The sequence below is a fragment of the Pseudomonas imrae genome (genome assembly GCF_046352735.2).
In the GTDB taxonomy this organism is placed as follows: domain Bacteria; phylum Pseudomonadota; class Gammaproteobacteria; order Pseudomonadales; family Pseudomonadaceae; genus Aquipseudomonas; species Aquipseudomonas imrae.
Genome location: NZ_CP110853.2, coordinates 5,140,821 through 5,159,174 on the forward strand (window position 1 = coordinate 5,140,821; position 18,354 = coordinate 5,159,174).

The 18,354-nt window shown below is 59.0% G+C and carries 16 protein-coding genes; 5 read left to right on the forward strand and 11 right to left on the reverse strand.

The window, feature by feature from the left end:
* Positions 1–8: 8 nt before the first annotated feature.
* Positions 9–1,403 (reverse strand): FAD-binding oxidoreductase, encoded by a 1,395-nt coding sequence (locus OQ460_RS23500; protein ID WP_410019664.1) that lies wholly within the window; start codon positions 1,401–1,403, stop codon positions 9–11.
* A 205-nt stretch (positions 1,404–1,608) separates the two neighbouring features.
* On the opposite strand from OQ460_RS23500, the gene serA reads away from it, so the two are divergent.
* On the forward strand, positions 1,609–2,838 hold the full coding sequence (gene serA, locus OQ460_RS23505) for a phosphoglycerate dehydrogenase (RefSeq protein WP_410019665.1): 1,230 nt from the start codon (positions 1,609–1,611) through the stop codon (positions 2,836–2,838).
* Between the two features lie 70 nt (positions 2,839–2,908).
* Here serA and OQ460_RS23510 read toward each other — a convergent pair whose 3' ends face one another.
* Positions 2,909–3,349: a DUF4399 domain-containing protein gene (locus OQ460_RS23510; RefSeq protein WP_410019666.1), complete on the reverse strand. Its 441-nt coding sequence runs from the start codon at positions 3,347–3,349 to the stop codon at positions 2,909–2,911.
* A gap of 134 nt (positions 3,350–3,483) precedes the next feature.
* On the opposite strand from OQ460_RS23510, the gene OQ460_RS23515 reads away from it, so the two are divergent.
* On the forward strand, positions 3,484–4,134 hold the full coding sequence (locus tag OQ460_RS23515) for a transporter substrate-binding domain-containing protein (protein WP_410019667.1): 651 nt from the start codon (positions 3,484–3,486) through the stop codon (positions 4,132–4,134).
* 60 nt (positions 4,135–4,194) lie between these two features.
* Here the strand turns inward: OQ460_RS23515 and OQ460_RS23520 are convergent, their stop codons facing one another.
* Positions 4,195–4,827 carry a 2OG-Fe(II) oxygenase gene (locus OQ460_RS23520; protein WP_410022090.1) on the reverse strand — a complete coding sequence of 211 codons (633 nt, stop codon included), beginning with the start codon at positions 4,825–4,827 and terminating at the stop codon, positions 4,195–4,197.
* 131 nt (positions 4,828–4,958) lie between these two features.
* On the opposite strand from OQ460_RS23520, the gene OQ460_RS23525 reads away from it, so the two are divergent.
* Positions 4,959–5,711: a DUF2059 domain-containing protein gene (locus OQ460_RS23525; RefSeq protein ID WP_410019668.1), complete on the forward strand. Its 753-nt coding sequence runs from the start codon at positions 4,959–4,961 to the stop codon at positions 5,709–5,711.
* Positions 5,712–5,739: 28 nt separating this feature from the next.
* Here the strand turns inward: OQ460_RS23525 and OQ460_RS23530 are convergent, their stop codons facing one another.
* Positions 5,740–6,681: an alpha/beta hydrolase gene (locus tag OQ460_RS23530; protein ID WP_410019669.1), complete on the reverse strand. Its 942-nt coding sequence runs from the start codon at positions 6,679–6,681 to the stop codon at positions 5,740–5,742.
* A 109-nt stretch (positions 6,682–6,790) separates the two neighbouring features.
* Here OQ460_RS23530 and OQ460_RS23535 point away from each other — a divergent pair, with 109 nt between their 5' ends.
* On the forward strand, positions 6,791–7,366 hold the full coding sequence (locus tag OQ460_RS23535) for a DUF6436 domain-containing protein (protein WP_410019670.1): 576 nt from the start codon (positions 6,791–6,793) through the stop codon (positions 7,364–7,366).
* A gap of 30 nt (positions 7,367–7,396) precedes the next feature.
* A complete protein-coding gene (locus tag OQ460_RS23540) occupies positions 7,397–9,781 on the forward strand; it encodes a penicillin acylase family protein (RefSeq protein ID WP_410019671.1) in 2,385 nt (794 codons plus the stop codon).
* Positions 9,782–9,903: 122 nt separating this feature from the next.
* On the opposite strand, the gene OQ460_RS23545 is transcribed toward OQ460_RS23540, so the two are convergent.
* From OQ460_RS23545 to OQ460_RS23575, 7 genes are all read right to left on the reverse strand, one after another.
* Positions 9,904–10,788 (reverse strand): ABC transporter permease subunit, encoded by an 885-nt coding sequence (locus tag OQ460_RS23545; RefSeq protein WP_410019672.1) that lies wholly within the window; start codon positions 10,786–10,788, stop codon positions 9,904–9,906.
* Positions 10,785–11,705 (reverse strand): ABC transporter permease subunit, encoded by a 921-nt coding sequence (locus OQ460_RS23550; protein WP_410019673.1) that lies wholly within the window; start codon positions 11,703–11,705, stop codon positions 10,785–10,787. The genes OQ460_RS23545 and OQ460_RS23550 overlap by 4 nt, the downstream gene beginning before the upstream one ends.
* Complete coding sequence (locus tag OQ460_RS23555; protein WP_410019674.1) at positions 11,702–12,844, reverse strand: ABC transporter ATP-binding protein; 1,143 nt, start codon at positions 12,842–12,844, stop codon at positions 11,702–11,704. Before OQ460_RS23555 ends, OQ460_RS23550 begins: the two co-directional genes overlap by 4 nt.
* Positions 12,845–12,908: 64 nt before the next feature.
* On the reverse strand, positions 12,909–14,003 hold the full coding sequence (locus OQ460_RS23560; RefSeq protein ID WP_410019675.1) for a polyamine ABC transporter substrate-binding protein: 1,095 nt from the start codon (positions 14,001–14,003) through the stop codon (positions 12,909–12,911).
* 179 nt (positions 14,004–14,182) lie between these two features.
* The gene (locus OQ460_RS23565; RefSeq protein ID WP_410022091.1) at positions 14,183–15,280 is read right to left on the reverse strand and encodes a polyamine ABC transporter substrate-binding protein; all 1,098 of its coding nucleotides are present in this window, start codon (positions 15,278–15,280) and stop codon (positions 14,183–14,185) included.
* 212 nt (positions 15,281–15,492) lie between these two features.
* Positions 15,493–16,857 carry an aspartate aminotransferase family protein gene (locus OQ460_RS23570; RefSeq protein ID WP_410019676.1) on the reverse strand — a complete coding sequence of 455 codons (1,365 nt, stop codon included), beginning with the start codon at positions 16,855–16,857 and terminating at the stop codon, positions 15,493–15,495.
* A 58-nt stretch (positions 16,858–16,915) separates the two neighbouring features.
* Positions 16,916–18,274, reverse strand: coding sequence for a glutamine synthetase family protein (locus tag OQ460_RS23575; RefSeq protein WP_410019677.1), 1,359 nt, complete (start codon positions 18,272–18,274; stop codon positions 16,916–16,918).
* Between the last annotated feature and the right edge of the window lie 80 nt (positions 18,275–18,354).

Here is an 18,354-nt window from a genome sequence, read left to right on the forward strand (position 1 = left end):
CGTGACGGTTAAACAGCGAAGATCTTGCCCGGGTTCATGATCCCGTTCGGGTCAAACACCGCCTTCACTGCCTTCATGTATTCAATTTCCACCGGGGAGCGACTGTAGGTCAGGTAGTCGCGCTTGGTCATGCCCACCCCATGTTCGGCAGAGATCGAACCGTTGTACTTCTCGACGGTTTCGAACACCCACTTGTTAACGGTGGCGCACTTGGCGAAGAACTCGTCCTTGCTCAGGTTTTCCGGCTTGAGGATGTTCAGGTGCAAGTTGCCGTCGCCGATATGGCCGAACCAGACAATTTCAAAATCCGGATAGTGTTCGCCGACGATGGCGTCGATTTCTTTCAAGAATGCCGGCACTTTCGACACGGTGACCGAAATGTCGTTCTTGTACGGCGTCCAGTGGGAGATGGTCTCGGAGATGTACTCGCGCAGCTTCCACAGGTTATGCAGTTGCGTTTCGCTCTGGCTCATTACGCCATCCAATACCCAGCCCTGTTCGACGCAGTGCTCGAAAGTTTCCAGCGCGTGATTGGCGACTTCCTCGGTAGTGGCTTCGAACTCCAGCAGCGCGTAGAACGGGCATTCGGTCTCGAACGGTGCGGGTACGTCGCCACGGTCAAGGACTTTGGCCAAGGCCTTGTCGGAGAAGAATTCGAAGGCGGTCAGGTCCAGCTTGCCCTGGAAGGCGTGCAGCACCGGCATGATCGAATCGAAATCAGTGGTGCCAAGCACCATCGCGGTCAGATTTTTTGGCGCACGATCCAGGCGCATGGTCGCTTCGACCACAAAACCCAGGGTGCCTTCAGCGCCGATGAACAGTTGGCGCATGTCATAGCCGGTGGCGTTCTTGATCAGATCCTTGTTCAGCTCAAGCACATCCCCCTTGCCGGTGACGACCTTCATGCCGGCCACCCAGTTACGGGTCATGCCGTAGCGAATCACCTTGATGCCGCCGGCATTGGTGCCGATATTGCCGCCAATCTGACTGGAGCCGGACGAAGCGAAGTCCACCGGGTAGTACAGGCCATTCTCTTCGGCGACGTTCTGCAGTTGCTTGGTGACCACGCCCGGCTGGCACACGGCGGTGCGGTCGGTGAGGTTCACGTCGAGGATCTGGTTCATGTAGTCGAACGACACCACCACCTCGCCATTCGCCGCGACCGCAGCAGCCGACAGGCCAGTACGACCACCAGACGGTACCAGCGCCACCTTGTGCTCATTGGCCCAGCGGACCACGGCCTGTACCTGCTCAATGGTCTTGGGGAAGACGATGGCGGTCGGAGCCGGCGCGAAATGCTTGGTCCAGTCCTTGCCGTAAGCCTCAAGGGAGTCGGCATCGGTCAGGACTTTGCCAGGCTCAACCAGGGTCTTCAGCTCATCAATCAGGGCAGGATGGGTCATCGACAGAACTCTCGAACAATTCATGGTCATCCTGAGAACGCTTCACGTCGCAGGAATGGGTGTTTAGCGGGGCACGTATGCTAGCATACCGCCCCCGCAGGACAGAGCCCAAGGGCGTTTCTGCGGTGACGGCTTTCCTGCCGTCCGGGTCAGTTTAAGCGGCCCGACTCCCTGCCATTTTTCTCCGGGATACAGGTTTACGCAGATGAGCAAGACTTCTCTCGATAAGAGCAAGATCAAGTTCCTTCTTCTGGAAGGCGTCCACCCATCGGCTGTCGACGTTCTGAAAGCCGCCGGGTACACCAGCATTGAGTACATCACCAGTTCTCTGCCGGAAGCCCAGCTCAAGGAAAAGATCGCCGACGCGCACTTTATCGGCATTCGCTCCCGCACCCAACTGACCGAAGAAGTTTTCGATCACGCCAAGAAGCTGGTGGCTGTCGGCTGTTTCTGCATCGGCACCAACCAGGTCGACCTCAATGCAGCGCGCGAGCGCGGTATCGCGGTGTTCAACGCACCGTACTCCAACACCCGTTCCGTTGCGGAACTGGTGCTGGCCGAGGCCATCCTGCTGTTGCGCGGCATCCCGGAGAAGAACGCTTCCTGCCACCGTGGCGGCTGGATCAAAAGTGCAGCCAACTCCTTCGAAATCCGTGGCAAAAAGCTGGGTATCGTCGGTTATGGCTCGATCGGCACGCAATTGTCGGTATTGGCCGAAGGCCTGGGCATGCAGGTGTTCTTCTACGACACCCTGACCAAGCTGCCGTTGGGCAACGCCACGCAAGTGTCGAGCCTGACCGAGCTGCTGGGCATGTCCGACATCGTCACCCTGCACGTTCCGGAAACCGCTGAAACCCAGTGGATGATCGGCGAAAAGGAAATTCGCGCCATCAAGAAAGGCGGGATCCTGATCAACGCCGCGCGCGGTACCGTGGTCGAGCTGGATGCCCTGGCCGACGCGATCAAGGACAAGCACCTGATCGGCGCAGCCATCGACGTATTCCCGGTGGAGCCGCGCTCCAACGACGACATCTTCGAAAGCCCGCTGCGTGGCCTGGATAACGTGATCCTGACTCCGCACATCGGCGGCTCCACCGCTGAAGCCCAGGCCAACATCGGCCTGGAAGTGGCCGAGAAGCTGGTCAAATACAGTGACAACGGTACGTCGGTGTCCTCGGTCAACTTCCCGGAAGTGGCCTTGCCGGCTCACCCTGGCAAGCACCGCCTGCTGCACATCCACCAGAACATCCCTGGCGTGATGATGGAGATCAACAAGGTCTTCGCGGAAAACGGCATCAACATTTCCGGCCAGTTCCTGCAGACCAACGAGAAAGTCGGCTACGTCGTCATCGACGTCGACGCCGAATACTCGGACCTGGCGCAAGAGAAGCTGCAGCACATCAACGGGACTATCCGTAGCCGCGTGCTTTTCTAAGACTTCAACCGCTGTACAAAAAATGGGAGCCCCTGCTGCAGGGTCTCCCATTTTTTTGTCTGAACAAATCTTACTTGACGTTAACCGTAATGACTTTCGAGGCTACAGTCGGGTCGAATTGCATGTGCAGTTTGTCACCTGCGACCAGTTGCAACGTGTGCTTGCCTGGTTCGAGGGTCACTTCGGTTTCGGTCTGGGCCTTGCCGTAGTGAATGACGGTGGCGGTGGCAGGGATCGGCAGGCTGGCATCCGGGAGTTCTTTCTGGTCGATCAGCAAGTGATGATGACCGGTACCTTCAGCCTGGTCAGTGGCAGGAGCCAGTTTCAGACCCTCCATGGCGAACTTGACGGTAAAGGTCTTATCCACGGTAGCGCCATCTTTGGGCGAAACGATGGACACTTCGGCGCCCGCCGGTGGAGCGCTGCGCGGGATACCGTCAGCGGCAGTAGCCAGCATCGAAACACCCAGCAGCAAGCTGGCCAGGGTTGCACGAGACAAAATAGCTTTCATTAACTTCTCCAGTTTTTCTGCGAAATCTGTAGGGTTGTGACAACTTAGTGACGAAACGTTGTCCAAGGCACTCGACACCATAGCAAAGCGGGCCTGAACGGCGTCTCGCTCATTCGATCTTTTTAGGAGTGACCATGCGCTTGTTGCCTGGCCTGTTACTTTTGCTACCCCTCATGAGCTCTTTGGCTCACGCCGAAATGTTCGATGATGTGTTTGACCGCGGGGAGCTGCGCATCGCCCTGGAGGCCGATACGCCGCCCTTCAACTTCAAGAAAGACGACAAACTCACCGGCTTCGAGGTGGAACTGGGTGAACTGCTGGCCCGGGAAATGGATCTGCGCGCTTCCTTTATCACTACCGACGACACCGATTTGCTGCCCGGTGTGGAAAGCGGCAAGTACGATGTGGCGATCAACCATATCGCTGTGACTCCTGAATTGCGGGATCGTTTCGATTTCAGCGAACCCTACAGCTACTCCAAGGCCCATCTGATTGCTCCCAAGCAGGAAAAGCCCCTGCTGGCGCGTCTTGGCGCCCTCACGAGCAGCCAGTTTGCCAGCCGCACGCAAGCAACCGAAGGCGTGGACCTGCGCAGTCAGGTCGAGCCCAAAACGCTCGGCAAGAAAGATAAGACGTTGACCCTGGCGATCCCCTTCCAGAAGGGCAACCCGGCGTTCAAGTCGAGCCTGGACAAGGCATTGCAGCGGATCAAGGCCGATGGACGGCTGGCGGCGTTGTCGCAGAAGTGGTTCGATACGGATATGAGCAGGCCCGCGAAACCCTGAGTCGACACCGGTTTGAGATGTGCTCACGCAGGCAGCGGCTGGCCAGACACCCATCGCGCGTCAAAAAGGCTCGTTACCTCGCCGACGAAACCAGCCCGTCAGGGATAGGCGCTCGCGAGTCGCGGGCAGGACTTCATGAGGCATCTCGCCTGACAGGAAAACCACCAGGCAACCGCCGGCGGGATCCACATCGTGCTCAACCCCACTCTTGAGGTACATACGCAACTGGCCGCCATGCTCGGGCAACCAGGCATCGTTCAGGTAAACCACCGCCGAAACCATGCGCCGGTCATCGTCGCGGAAGCGGTCGACATGCTTGAGGTAAAACGCCCCAGGCGGGTACATCGCGAAGTGACACTCAAATTCCTCCAGCCCGAGGAACAGACCTCGGTTCATCGCCAGCCGCAGCTTGTCCATCAGCTCGAGATAGCGATCGCATATCGCCGCCTGACCGGGCTCCAGCCATTGGATATGGTCGCCACGGATACCCTCGCGAATCTCCTGGCTTGTGCCACGCCCGACCGCCGCTGGCGCCAATTCACCTTCGGCCGCACGTTTATGGCACTCAGCCGCCAACTCCAGGGTCAGAGCCTCTGGCAGGAAGATGTTCTGCTGCGACCAGCCTTTCACGGCCAGGTCGTCGACGATGCGTAGCAGCAGCGGGTGATCAGAGGGTATTTGCATGGCGCGCATAGTATCCATACGCCTATGAATCCGACAGAGCCGCTGAGCGTGTAAATACACTTTAGTCAGGTGACTGATAGGACTTCTCGACAAATCCTACGCCCGACACGGACAATAGTGGCCGACTGACAGGAGTCCATATGCGTCGTTTGTTTTTATCCTTGCTGATGTTCTGTGCTTTGCCCGCCTGGGCAGACAGCTACGACCAATTGTATAAGGTCGCCGGCTGGCCAGATCAACGTGCGCATTTTAATGACGCCTTGAGTGCCGCCCAGCAACGTTATCGCAATAGTTTGCCGCCTGCGGTGTACCAGGCGCTGGTGGATAACAGCAACAAACGCTTCTCCCCGCAGGCCATGGATCAGCGGGCCGAAGCGCAATTGCGGGCGAAGCTGGATGACCCCGGGCCGGCCCTGGAATTTTTCCAGTCGCCCCTGGGCCGCAAGATTGTCGCCGCCGAATTGCTGGCGACTCGCCGTGACCAGTTGGCGAAAAATGCCCAGGGGCTGCCACAGATCCAGGCCGACGCCACCCGCAGCCTGATCATCGGCCATCTGGCCCAGGCCCTGCCCGCCCGTGAAGCCGGGGCAGAAGTCAGCCTGGCGATTGCCGGCATGGCCGCCGACAGCCTTAGCCAGATGATTCCCGGCCTGCTGGGCGGCGGCCAGGCGCAAGGTATGCTCAACGGCCAACGTGAGCGGTTGATGCAGCAGATCGGCAATGACTTGAATAACACGCTGCTGTACGTCTACCGGGATCTATCCGATCCGGAGCTGGAAGAGTTCGCGACGTTTGCCGAGTCGCCCCAAGGCAAGGCGTATTACCAGGCGGCGCTGGCGGCGATTCGCGCAGGGTTGGCGGTAGGCCAAAGCACCTCGAGCCTGGCTCAGTAACCAGCCAGGCCACACACCAGAACGCCTGTCAGGCCAGGTGGTCGCTCAGAAACTTGAAGTAGACCTGGCGGATTTCCGGCGCCTCGTTAGCCAAATGATGCCGCCCTTGGGGCAACATCAGTATTTGCGGCTGATCGAACTTGCCCCGCAACACCTGCAAGTTGTGCTGCCAATCCACCGTCATGTCTTCTTCGCCCTGCACAATCACCGGTCGCCGACTGCTGCGCGGTGCGGCTTCGATGTGTTTGATCCAGCGCGCCAGGGCGCCTACCCAGGCCGTCGGCAATTGTCGCGGCTGCAATGGGTCCGCCTCCAGAAATGGCCGGAAAGCGGGGTCATTGCTGTTATCGCTGAAACGTCTGGCGATGCCTTTGACGAAAGGTTTGAGCAGGTAATAGCTGAGCTGTGACCAACCCCAGGCACGCGGGCGAACCAGCGGTGACAGCAGGAATACCTGGCCTTGCGCCGGGCTGCTGGCACCATGGTTGAGCAGATGGTCCACCACAATTGCCCCGCCGGTACTCTGCCCGAACAGATGCCAGGGTTGCGGTAGTTGCAACGCCTTGGCTTGCTCGAATAGCCCCTGCATCACGGCTTGATAGACCGCGAAATCGTCGATGCTGGCCCGTGCGCCACTGGATAAGCCATGCCCCGGCAAGTCACAGGCAATCACCACGAAGCCTTGATCCAGGCCCCATTCCACGACGCTGCGATACAGGCCCATGTGGTCGTAGAAACCGTGAAACAAAAACAGAGTCGCCACCGGTTGTGCGGGCCACCACACCTGGCTGACTACCGCAAAGCCGTCGACATCAAACCGTCCCAGGCGGCTCGCCACAGGTTCCTTGCGCGCTGCCAGATCCAGGCCATAGAAGCGTTGATAGACCCGGGCCTCGGCTGAAAGCGCTTGCGCATCCACCAGGGGACGCAAGCTTTCGCGCAAGTGATCGGGGTCAAAGGTCACGGGCATAAGAGGTTCCAGACTGAGGCTCAACGCACTGAACAGGTTTTATCGAGCTGCGATATTCATCTGTCAGGGCAAGCATGGCAAGCTACGCGACTGCCGAGGACAGATCCGAATGCCCAAACCCTACCGCACCGCTCTGTTGACCAGCCTGATCATCTTGATCTGCGGTGCTGTCCTGTGGGTCGCGTATGACTGGTTCCAGGGCCGCTACCTGCGGGCATTCAGCCAACATACGGCGGTGTTTTCCGGGGATATGCTCGCACTGCCCGACGCGCTCGCCGGCCCCGGCCCCATTCGCCTTGTACATTTCTGGGACCCGGCCTGCCCGTGCAACGTTGCCAACCAACAGCACCTGGGTGAACTGATCGAGCAGTACGCGCCGCTGGGCGTGGAATTCTACGCGCTGCAAAAAACCGGCAGCCATGGCCAATTACCCACGACCCTCGGCGCGCTGAAGATCCTCACTGCCTTGCCCGGCGCCGACCAAGTGCCTGCCAGCCCGGCAGTGGGTATCTGGGATCGCAGCGGCAAGCTAGCCTATTTCGGTCCCTACAGCGAAGGGCTCACTTGTAATTCGAGCAACAGCTTTATCGAGCCGATCCTGCAAGCGCTCAACAGCGGGCGCGCGGTGAACGCAACCCACACCCTTGCGGTCGGCTGCTATTGTTCGTGGCCCAAGGATCTGTAGTCCGTCGCCCCTCTTTACTAAGGATTGTTCATGAAGCGCGTCTTGTCAGTTCTCGCCGCCCTGCTGGTACTGATCGCCCTCGCTGCCGGCTGGTACATCTACAGCAAGCAACCGACCCGCCAGGGCACGGTGCAATTGGCCAACCTGCAAGGCTCGGTCACCGTGCGCTACGACGATCGGGGCGTGCCGCATATCCGCGCCGAGAACGAAGCCGACCTGTACCGCGCGCTAGGCTATGTACACGCCCAGGATCGGCTGTTCCAGATGGAAATCATGCGCCGTCTGGCCCGGGGTGAACTGGCCGAGGTGCTGGGGGTCAAGCTGCTGGATACCGACAAACTGTTTCGCAGCCTGCGCATTCGCGACCGGGCCACGACCTATGTGGCGCAGATGGATCACCAGTCACCGCACTGGAAGGCCCTGCAAGCGTATCTGGACGGTATCAACCAATATCAGGACAGCCACGCCAGCCCCATGGAGTTCGACGTGCTGGGCATCCCCAAGCGCGCATTTACCGCCGAAGACACCATCAGCATAGCCGGCTACCTGGCCTACAGCTTTGCCGCCGCGTTTCGTACAGAACCTCTGCTGACCTACGTACGTGACCAATTGGGCAGCGACTACCTGAAGGTGTTTGATCTGGACTGGAAACCCCAGGGCGACCTCGGCCTCGCTGGCGGTGACTGGCAAGACCTTGGCGCCATCGCCCGCCTCAGCGAACAGGCATTGGCCGAACATGGCTTGCCGCAGTTCGAGGGCAGCAACGCCTGGGCCATCAGTGGCAGTCGCACCAAAAGCGGCAAACCGCTGTTGGCGGGCGATCCGCATATCCGCTTTTCAGTGCCCTCGGTGTGGTACGAAGCGCAGCTAAGCGCGCCGGGCTTTGAACTCTACGGCTATCACAACGCCCTGGTGCCCGTCGCGTTCCTGGGGCACAACAAGGCTTTTGGCTGGAGCCTGACTATGTTCCAGAACGATGATCTGGACTTGATCGCCGAAAAGGTCAATCCAGATAATCCCAATCAGGTCTGGTACCACGACCAATGGGTGGACATGAGCAGCAGCGAGCAACAGATCGCCGTCAAGGGCCAGGCACCGGTGACACTGACCCTGCGCCAGTCGCCCCACGGCCCGATCATCAATGACGTGCTCGGTGCAAATGCCGGCAAGACGCCGATTGCCATGTGGTGGGCGTTTCTGGAAACCGAAAACCCGATCCTCGACGGTTTCTACCAGCTCAACCGCGCCGACACCCTGGCCAAGGCCAGGCAGGCGGTGGCCAAGGTTCATGCACCGGGGCTCAATATCGTGTGGGCCAATGCCAAGGGCGACATCGGCTGGTGGGCGGCAGCGCAACTGCCCGTCCGGCCGGCTGGGGCCACTGCCGGATTCATTCTCGATGGCAGTACGACCCAGGCCGATAAACTGGGGTTTTATCCATTCAGCGCCAATCCCCAGGAAGAGAATCCGGCACGCGGCTATGTGGTCTCGGCCAACGCCCAGCCGGCGTCACCCACCGGCATGCAGATTCCCGGCTATTACAACCTGGCAGACCGCGGCCAGCAGTTGAATGCACAATTGAGCGATAACCGCGTGAAGTGGGATGTGGATAACAGCCAGGCCCTGCAACTGGGCACGACAACCGCTTATGGCCCACGCTTGCTGGCGCCGCTGTTGCCGGTGTTGCGTGAGGTGGTCAAGGACCCGGCAGAGTTGAAACTGGTGGACCGACTGGCCGCCTGGAAAGGTGATTACCCGCTGGCATCCGTCAGTGCCACGCTATTCAATCAGTTGCTGTTCGACCTCGCAGACGTTGCCATGCACGACGAACTGGGCGACGAGATGTTCAAGACCCTGCTCTCGACCCGCGTGATCGACGCGGCCCTGCCCCGCCTCGCGGCGTCCGCCGACTCGCCGTGGTGGGACAACCGCGCCACACCGCACAAGGAAAGCCGCGCCGATAGCGTCAGGCTCGCCTGGCAGGCCAGTCTCAAACACCTCAAGACCACTTTGGGCGACGACCCGGCGCAATGGCAGTGGGGCAAGGCGCATACCTTGACCCACGGACACCCCCTGGGCTCGCAGAAACCGCTGGACCAAATCGTCAATGTCGGCCCTTTCGCCGCCCCCGGCACCCATGAAGTGCCGAACAACCTGTCCGCAGCCATCGGCCCGGCGCCGTGGCCGGTGACCTACGGCCCATCGACCCGACGCCTGATCGACTTCGCTGACGCCGCCCATGCACTGACCATCAACCCGGTAGGACAAAGTGGCGTGCCGTTTGACAAGCACTATGCCGACCAGGCCGAGACCTACATCGAGGGTGGGTATGAGCAGGCGTATCTTGATGAAGAGGAAGTGCGGGCCAATACCCAGAGCGTCCTCAAGCTGTTGCCGGCCCGCCCCCAACAATAAAATATGGGAGCGGGCTTGCCCGCGATGGCGGTCTGCCAGTTAACAAATATGCCGACTGGTACACCGCTATCGCGAGCAAGCCCGCTCCCACATTTTCGACTCGGTTTCTTCAGCTGTGCTGATTAGACCGGCGCAGGTGCGCGGCGCTTGTCCGGCTGTTGCCAACCATCCGCTGCTGCTTCTTCGATGGCCTGCTGGATCGCTTTCTTGCGGCGCTCTTCGGCACGGCGGCTGAAGAACCACACCAGGAAGGTCACCAGCGACACCGCCAACAGGATCAGACTGGCCACGGCGTTGATCTCGGGTTTTACCCCCAGACGCACGGCCGAGAACACTTCCATCGGCAGGGTCGTGGAACCTGGACCGGAGACGAAGCTAGCCAGTACCAAGTCATCCAGGGACAACGCGAAAGACATCATCCCGCCCGCCGCAAGAGATGGTGCGATCATCGGGATGGTGATCAGGAAGAACACCTTCCATGGTCGTGCACCCAGATCCATCGCCGCCTCTTCGATCGACAGGTCCAGCTCACGCAGGCGCGCCGACACCACCACCGCCACATACGCCGCACAAAATGTGGTGTGGGCGATCCAGATGGTGACGATGCCTCGCTCCTGGGGCCAGCCGATCATCTGCGCCATGGCCACGAACAGCAGCAACAGCGACAGACCGGTGATCACTTCCGGCATCACCAACGGCGCGGTTACCAGGCCGCCGAAGAGCGTGCGGCCCTTGAACTGGCTGATACGCGTCAGCACGAAGGCTGCCAGCGTACCCAAGGCCACGGCGGCTACCGCCGTGTAGCAGGCGATTTCCAGGGAGCGCGCCACTGAGCCCATCAACTGGGTGTTGTCCAGCAGGCCCACGTACCACTTGATCGACCAACCACCCCACACCGTCACCAGCTTTGATTCGTTGAACGAATAGATCACCAGAATCAGCATCGGCAGGTAGATGAACAGCAGCCCTACGACCAGCATGAAGCTGGAGAAACTGAAGCGCTTCATACCTTGCCCTCCATCTCTTTGGCTTGGCTGCGGTTAAACAGAATGATGGGCACGATCAGGATCGCCAGCATCACTACCGCCAGCGCAGAGGCCACCGGCCAGTCACGATTGTTGAAGAATTCTTGCCACAACACTTTACCGATCATCAGGGTTTCCGGGCCGCCCAGCAGTTCCGGGATCACGAACTCACCGACCACCGGGATGAACACCAGCATGCAGCCGGCGATGATGCCGTTCTTGGACAATGGCACGGTGATTTTCCAGAAACTGTTGAAGGTGCTCGAACCCAGGTCGGACGCGGCTTCCAGCAAGCTCTGGTCATGTTTGACCAGGTTGGCATACAGCGGCAGGATCATGAACGGCAAGTAGGAATAGACCACGCCGATATACACCGCGATATTGGTATTGAGGATCTGCAACGGCTCGTTGATCAGCCCCATGGACATCAGGAAGCCGTTGAGCAGGCCGTTGTTGCTGAGAATGCCCATCCACGCATACACACGGATCAGGATCGCCGTCCAGGTCGGCATCATGATCAACAGCACCAGTACGGTTTGCATTTCCTTGCGCGCAGTGGCGATACCGTAGGCCATCGGGTAGCCGATCAGCAGGCACAGCAGCGTGCTGAAGAACGCCATCTTCAGCGAGCCCAGATAGGCTGCGATGTACAGCTCATCACCCGCCAGCAGGCTGTAGTTGGCCAGGTTCAGCACCAGTTGCAGCTTTTGCTCAACGTAGGTGTAGATCTCGGTGTACGGCGGGATCGCCACGTCAGCTTCGGCAAAACTGATTTTCAGGACAATGAAAAACGGTAGCGCGAAGAACAGAAACAGCCACAGGAATGGGATTCCGATGACCACCTGCTTGCCACTGGGGATTATGCGGTGCAAGCGCCGCTTGAGTTTCCTCATGTTCATGAGCGCAGTACCACGCCGCTGTCGTCTTCCCACCAGACGTAAACCTGGTCACCCCAGGTTGGCCGCTGGCCACGGCGTTCGGCGTTGGCCACGAAGGACTGCACCAGCTTGCCGCTCGGCAGCTCGACGTAGAACACCGAGTGACCGCCCAGATAGGCAATGTCGTGGACCTTGCCGCTGGACCAGTTGTGCTCGCAGGTTGGCATTTGGGTGGTGACCAACAACTTTTCCGGGCGAATCGCGTAGGTCACCGACTTATCTTCTACCGCTGTGGCAATACCATGGCCTACGTAGATGTTGCGATCCAGGTCAGCACACTGGAGCACCGCATGGCCTTCGGCGTCGTCCACCACCTGGGTTTCGAAAATATTGACGTTGCCGATGAACTCGCACACCAGGCGGCTGGTCGGGGTTTCGTAGATATCGATCGGGCTGCCGATTTGCGCGATCCAACCCAGGTGCATGATCGCGATGCGTTCGGCCATGGTCATGGCCTCTTCCTGATCGTGAGTCACCATTACGCAGGTCACGCCGACGCGCTCGATGATCTCGACCAATTCAAGCTGCATTTGCGAACGCAGTTTCTTGTCCAGCGCGCCCATTGGCTCGTCGAGCAGCAGCAGTTTCGGACGCTTGGCCAGGGAGCGCGCCAGGGCTACCCGTTGGCGCTGGCCACCGGACAGTTGATGGGGCTTGCGCTTGGCGTACTGGCTCATCTGTACCAGCTTGAGCATCTCGGCCACGCGCGCTTCGACTTCCGCCTTGGGGATCTTGTCCTGCTGCAGGCCGAAGGCGATGTTCTGCGCCACGGTCATGTGCGGGAACAAGGCGTAGGACTGGAACATCATGTTGATCGGGCGTTCGTAAGGCGGCATGTCGGTAATGTCGACACCGTCGAGGAAAATCCGCCCTTCGGTCGGGCGCTCGAAACCTGCGAGCATGCGCAGCAAGGTGGACTTGCCCGAACCCGAACCGCCGAGCAAGGCGAAAATTTCGCCCTTCTTGATTTCCAGGGACACGTCGTCCACGGCAATCGTCTCGTCGAACTTCTTCGTGACCCGGTCGATTTTGACCAACACCTTTTTCGGTGTCTGATCGCCCTCGAGGGCTTTCTTATAGGCGCCGGAGGCAACTGCCATTTACGAAACTCCCAACAGAATTTGCAAGTCGCCCAATACGGGCGAGCTTTGGATAGTTTGAGCTTTACTTGCCCGTCTTGACCTTGGTCCAGCTACGGGTCATCAAACGTTGCACTTTCGGGGGTAGCTCGACATTGACAAAAGTCCGGTCGAGAACCGCCTGCGGTGGGTAAACCGCTTCGTCGGTGCGTATCGATTGCTCCATCAGTTTGTCCGCCCCAGGGTTAGGGTTGGCATAACCGACGTAATCACTGACCTGAGCGATCACTTCAGGTTGCAGCAAATAGTTGATGAAGGCGTGGGCTTGCTCGACGTTCGTGGAATCCTTGGGGATCGCCAACACGTCGAACCAGAGGTTGCCGCCTTCCTTGGGAATCACGTAGGCGATGTTCACGCCCTTGCCCGCCTCGCTTGCACGAGCCTTGGCCTGGAATACATCTCCGGAAAAACCGGCGGCTACGCAGATGTTGCCGTTGGCCAGGTCCGAGATGTATTTGGAAGAATGGAAGTAGGTCACGTAGGGCCGTACTTGCAGGAGTTTTTCTTCGGCTTTCTTGTAATCGGCCGGGTTGGTGCTGTTGGGATCCAGACCCATGTAGTTAAGTACTGCGGGCAACATTTCATCGGCGGAGTCCATGAAGGACACACCACAGCTGGCCAGCTTCTTCATGTTTTCCGGCTCGAACAACATGGCCCAGGAATCGATCTTGTCGACACCCAGTACTTGCTTGACCTTGTCAACGTTGTAACCAATACCGTTGGTGCCCCACAGATAAGGCACGGCGTACTGGTTGCCCGGATCGTTCTTTTCCAGGCGCTTGAGCAGCGCAGGATCGAGATTGGCGTAATTGCTCAGCAGCGATTTATCGACTTTCTGGAACGCGCCCGCCTTGATCTGCTTGCCGAGGAAGTGGTTGGACGGCACGACCACGTCATAGCCTGTGCGACCGGCCAACAGCTTGCCTTCCAGGGTTTCGTTGGAGTCGAACACGTCATACACCGGCTTGATCCCGGTGGCCTTCTCAAAGTTGGCCAGGGTGTCGGGACCGATATAGTCCGACCAGTTATAAACATGCACGGTGGAAGCCGCCTGCACGCTGACCGCCAACGTGAGACCCGCGCCAACCAGCAAGGCTTTGCGAAATAAAGAAATTGGCAAGTGGAGGTCCTCTGAAATAGTTGGGCCTGAAGTTGTTACCCGGCAACAAAACCGGCGCGCAACTTACCCTCGATAAACCGATCCGGCAAAACTTTCTGTCATTTAATTTGTGGGAGCGAGCCTGTGTGGGAGCGAGCAAGCCCGCTCCCACACAGGCTCGCCCCCACAGGTTTCATGGCTTATTTGCCCGATTTGATCTTGGTCCAGCTGCGGGTCAGCACCCGCTGGGTAGCGGCCGGCAGATCGCTGATTGCGTACAGTTTGGCCTTCACCTCATCCGATGGATAGATGCTCGGATCGCCCGAAATGTCCTTGCTCACCAGCGCAGTGGCTGCCTTGTTACCGTTCGGGAAACGTACGCTGTTGGTGATTTGAGCCATGACTTCAGGCTGCATCAGGTAGTTCATGAACTGGTAGGCGGCGTCGAGGTTCTCGGCATCCTTGGGGATAGCGACCATGTCGTAGAAGCTGCCTGCACCTTCCTTGGGAATGCTGTAGGCGACTTTGACCTTGCCACCGGCTTCGGCCGCGCGGGACTTGGATTGCTCCAGGTCGCCCGAATAACCCACGGCTACGCAGATGTTGCCGTTGGCCAGGTCCGAGATGTACTTGGAGGAGTGGAAGTAGCCCACCGACGGACGAATCTTGAGAAACAGCGCTTCGGCTTCAGCCAGTTGTTTCTTGTCCTGGCTGTCGGTCGGGTAACCCAGGTAATGCAGGGCGGCCGGAATCATTTCGGTTGGCGAATCGAGGAAGCTCACGCCACAGCTTTTGAGCTTGGCGATATTCTCGGGCTTGAACAGCACATCCCAGGAGTCAATCTTGTCGACGCCCAGCGCAGCCTTGACCTTGTCCGGGTTGTAGCCAATGCCGATGGTGCCCCACATGTAGGGGAATGCATGCAGGTTGCCCTTGTCGCTGGCATCGCCAACGGCCTTGAGCAGGTCGGTATCGAGGTTCTTCCAGTTCGCAAGCTTGGACTTGTCCAGTTCCTGGTAAACACCCGCCTTGATCTGCTTGGCGAGGAAGTTGTTCGACGGAACCACGATGTCGTAGCCGGACTTGCCAGCCAGCAACTTGGCTTCCAGGGTTTCGTTGCTGTCAAAGACGTCGTACACCACTTTGATGCCAGACTCTTTTTCAAAGTTGGCGATGGTGTCCGGTGCGATGTAATCGGACCAGTTATAGACGTGCAGCACTTTGTCGGCGGCCTGGGCGGTGCCCGCCATCACGCCCATCATGGACAAAGCCAGGAGGGTCTTGCCAGCGTTCTTCAAACCTAATGCCTTCATTCGGTCATGCTCCAATTTTTCTTTTTTGGGCCACAGCATTCTTGTCTATAAAGAGTTGCATGTTTTGGTGGCCCAAGAGGGCAACAAAACAGGACGACAGTCTGGCAAGTTCAGGGGCCGGCTTTCAACCAAAGCCCCATTCTTTTATAACCACCCGGACGAAAAGCCTGCTGGCCGCTCCGCCCTGAGCCTAGCACTTAGCCTTGCAATGCCGCCAAAGTCAGGTCCAGGCAGTGGCGAGCCTTGGTCACCAGTTCGTCAATTTCAGCCTTGGTGATCACCAGCGGCGGCGAAATGATCATGGTGTCGCCCACGGCGCGCATGATCAGGCCATTCTCGAAGCAGAAGGTACGGCAGATCATGCCCACGCCCCTGTCTTCATAACGCTTGCGCGTCGCCTTGTCCTGCACCAGCTCGATGGCACCCAACATGCCGACACCGCGCACTTCACCCACCAGCGGGTGATCTGCCAATTCACGTAGACGCTTTTGCAAATACGGTGCCGTTTCCTCATGAACCCGGCTGACAATTTTTTCATCGCGCATGATACGGATGTTTTCCAGGGCGACCGCAGCAGCCACCGGATGGCCGGAGTAGGTAAAGCCATGGTTGAAATCGCCGCCTTCGTTGAGCACGGCTACCACTTCGTCGCGCACGATCAGGCCGCCCATCGGGATGTAGCCCGAGGTCAGGCCCTTGGCGATGGTCATCATGTCCGGCTTGAGGTCGTAGAAATCGCTACCGAACCACTCACCGGTACGACCGAAACCACAGATCACTTCATCGGCGACAAACAGGATGTCGTACTTGGCGAGGATCTCCTTGACGCGCGGCCAGTAGCTGGCTGGCGGTACGATCACCCCGCCGGCGCCCTGGATCGGCTCGGCAATAAAGGCCCCGACGTTGTCGACGCCCACTTCCAGAATCTTTTCTTCCAACTGGTTGGCAGCCCAGATGCCGAACTCTTCCGGGCTCATGTCGCCGCCTTCGCCGAACCAGTACGGCTGGGCAATGTGGACAATGCCGGGGATCGGCAAATCGCCTTGCTCATGCATGTAAGTCATGCCGCCCAGGCTGGCGCCGGCCACGGTGGAGCCGTGGTAGCCATTCTTGCGGCTGATGATGGTTTTCTTGTTTGGCTGGCCCTTGATCGCCCAATAGTGGCGGACCATGCGCAACATGGTGTCGTTGCCTTCGGAGCCGGAGCCGGTGAAGAACACGTGGTTCATGCCGGCAGGCGCGATGTCGGCGATAGCCTTGGCCAGCTCCAGTACCGGCGGGTGGGCGGTCTGGAAAAACAGGTTGTAGTAAGGCAGCTCTTTCATTTGTTTGGCAGCGGCATCGGCCAGTTCATCGCGACCGTAACCGATCGCCACGCACCACAGGCCGGCCATGCCGTCGAGAATCTTGTTGCCTTCACTGTCCCACAAGTAAACGCCCTTGGCGCTGGTGATGATGCGCGGGCCTTTCTCTTTCAACTGCTTGAAGTCGCTGAACGGCGCCAGGTGGTGATCGTTGCTCAGGGCTTGCCATTCACGGGTTTGCGGGTTGTTGCTGGACATACCAATCTCCTAGACTTTTCAGTGAAGGGCGCGCTGTCTGGCCAGCGCGCCCGGCGCATCAGACGGCGAAGAGCAGGAATTCCCGCTCCCACGAACTGATCACGCGCTTGAAGTTTTCATGCTCGGCCCGCTTGACCGCGACGTAGCCTGTGATGAATTTGTGACCCAGGTATTTCTCGATGGTCTTGCTGTTTTCCATACGCTCCAGAGCGTCCTCAATGGTCAACGGCAAGCGCAGATTGCGACGCTCGTAACCGCGTCCTACCACCGGCGCGCTCGGACTGATGCCTTCGACCATACCGATATAGCCGCACAGCAAGCTGGCAGCGATCGCCAGGTACGGGTTGGCGTCGGCACCCGGCAGGCGGTTTTCCACCCGGCGGTTCTGTGGGCCGGCATCCGGTACTCGCAAACCAACGGTGCGGTTCTCTTCACCCCACTCCACGTTCACCGGCGCCGAAGTGTCCGGCAGGAAGCGGCGGAACGAGTTGACGTTGGGGGCGAACAGCGGCAACAGCTCGGGGATGAACTTCTGCAGGCCGCCAATGTGGTGCAGGAACAGTTCGCTCTTGGAACCGTCCTCATTGGAGAAAACGTTCTTGCCAGTGGCAATATCAATGATGCTCTGGTGCAGGTGCATGGCGCTGCCAGGCTCACCCGTCATCGGCTTGGCCATGAAGGTAGCGGCCACGTTGTGCTTGAGCGCGGCTTCGCGCATGGTGCGCTTGAACACCAGGATCTGGTCGGCCAGGGACAGGGCGTCGCCGTGACGGAAGTTGATTTCCATCTGCGCCGTGCCGTCCTCGTGGATCAGCGTGTCCAGGTCCAGCTCTTGCAACTCGCACCAGTCATAGACGTCTTCGAACAACGGATCGAATTCGTTGGCCGCTTCTATAGAGAAGGATTGGCGACCGGTTTCCGGGCGACCGGAACGACCTATCGGCGGCTGCAGCGGAAAGTCCGGGTCTTCGCAGCGCTTGGTCAGGTAGAACTCCATCTCCGGCGCCACGATGGGCTGCCAGCCTTTGTCGGCATAAAGCTGGAGGACTTTCTTGAGTACGTTGCGCGGCGACAGCTCGATCGGGTTGCCTTGCTTGTCGTAGGTATCGTGGATCACCTGGGCGGTGGGCTCGATGGCCCAGGGCACGAGGAATACCGCGTTCTGGTCCGGACGGCAGATCATGTCGATGTCGGCCGGGTCGAGCAGTTCGTAATAGATGTCGTCTTCGACATAGTCACCAGTCACGGTCTGCAGCAGCACGCTCTCGGGCAGGCGCATACCTTTTTCGGCGATGAACTTGTTGGTCGGCGAGATCTTGCCCCGGGTGATACCGGTGAGGTCGCCAATCATGCATTCGACTTCTGTGATCTTGTGGTCTTTCAACCAATCGGTGAGCTGGTCGAGGTTGTTACTCATAAATGCCTCTGGGCTGGGTTTCCTGACATCCATTAAAGGTCAGGCGTTGGTTGACGCAGCATCCGCGTCGTTTGTTCAAT

Coding starts and splice junctions, on each gene's coding strand:
- OQ460_RS23500 (WP_410019664.1), bottom strand. CDS start 1,403: ATGACCCATCCTGCCCTGATTGATGAGCTGAAGACCCTGGTTGAGCCT.
- serA (WP_410019665.1), top strand. CDS start 1,609: ATGAGCAAGACTTCTCTCGATAAGAGCAAGATCAAGTTCCTTCTTCTG.
- OQ460_RS23510 (WP_410019666.1), bottom strand. CDS start 3,349: ATGAAAGCTATTTTGTCTCGTGCAACCCTGGCCAGCTTGCTGCTGGGT.
- OQ460_RS23515 (WP_410019667.1), top strand. CDS start 3,484: ATGCGCTTGTTGCCTGGCCTGTTACTTTTGCTACCCCTCATGAGCTCT.
- OQ460_RS23520 (WP_410022090.1), bottom strand. CDS start 4,827: ATGCGCGCCATGCAAATACCCTCTGATCACCCGCTGCTGCTACGCATC.
- OQ460_RS23525 (WP_410019668.1), top strand. CDS start 4,959: ATGCGTCGTTTGTTTTTATCCTTGCTGATGTTCTGTGCTTTGCCCGCC.
- OQ460_RS23530 (WP_410019669.1), bottom strand. CDS start 6,681: ATGCCCGTGACCTTTGACCCCGATCACTTGCGCGAAAGCTTGCGTCCC.
- OQ460_RS23535 (WP_410019670.1), top strand. CDS start 6,791: ATGCCCAAACCCTACCGCACCGCTCTGTTGACCAGCCTGATCATCTTG.
- OQ460_RS23540 (WP_410019671.1), top strand. CDS start 7,397: ATGAAGCGCGTCTTGTCAGTTCTCGCCGCCCTGCTGGTACTGATCGCC.
- OQ460_RS23545 (WP_410019672.1), bottom strand. CDS start 10,788: ATGAAGCGCTTCAGTTTCTCCAGCTTCATGCTGGTCGTAGGGCTGCTG.
- OQ460_RS23550 (WP_410019673.1), bottom strand. CDS start 11,705: ATGAACATGAGGAAACTCAAGCGGCGCTTGCACCGCATAATCCCCAGT.
- OQ460_RS23555 (WP_410019674.1), bottom strand. CDS start 12,844: ATGGCAGTTGCCTCCGGCGCCTATAAGAAAGCCCTCGAGGGCGATCAG.
- OQ460_RS23570 (WP_410019676.1), bottom strand. CDS start 16,857: ATGTCCAGCAACAACCCGCAAACCCGTGAATGGCAAGCCCTGAGCAAC.
- OQ460_RS23575 (WP_410019677.1), bottom strand. CDS start 18,274: ATGAGTAACAACCTCGACCAGCTCACCGATTGGTTGAAAGACCACAAG.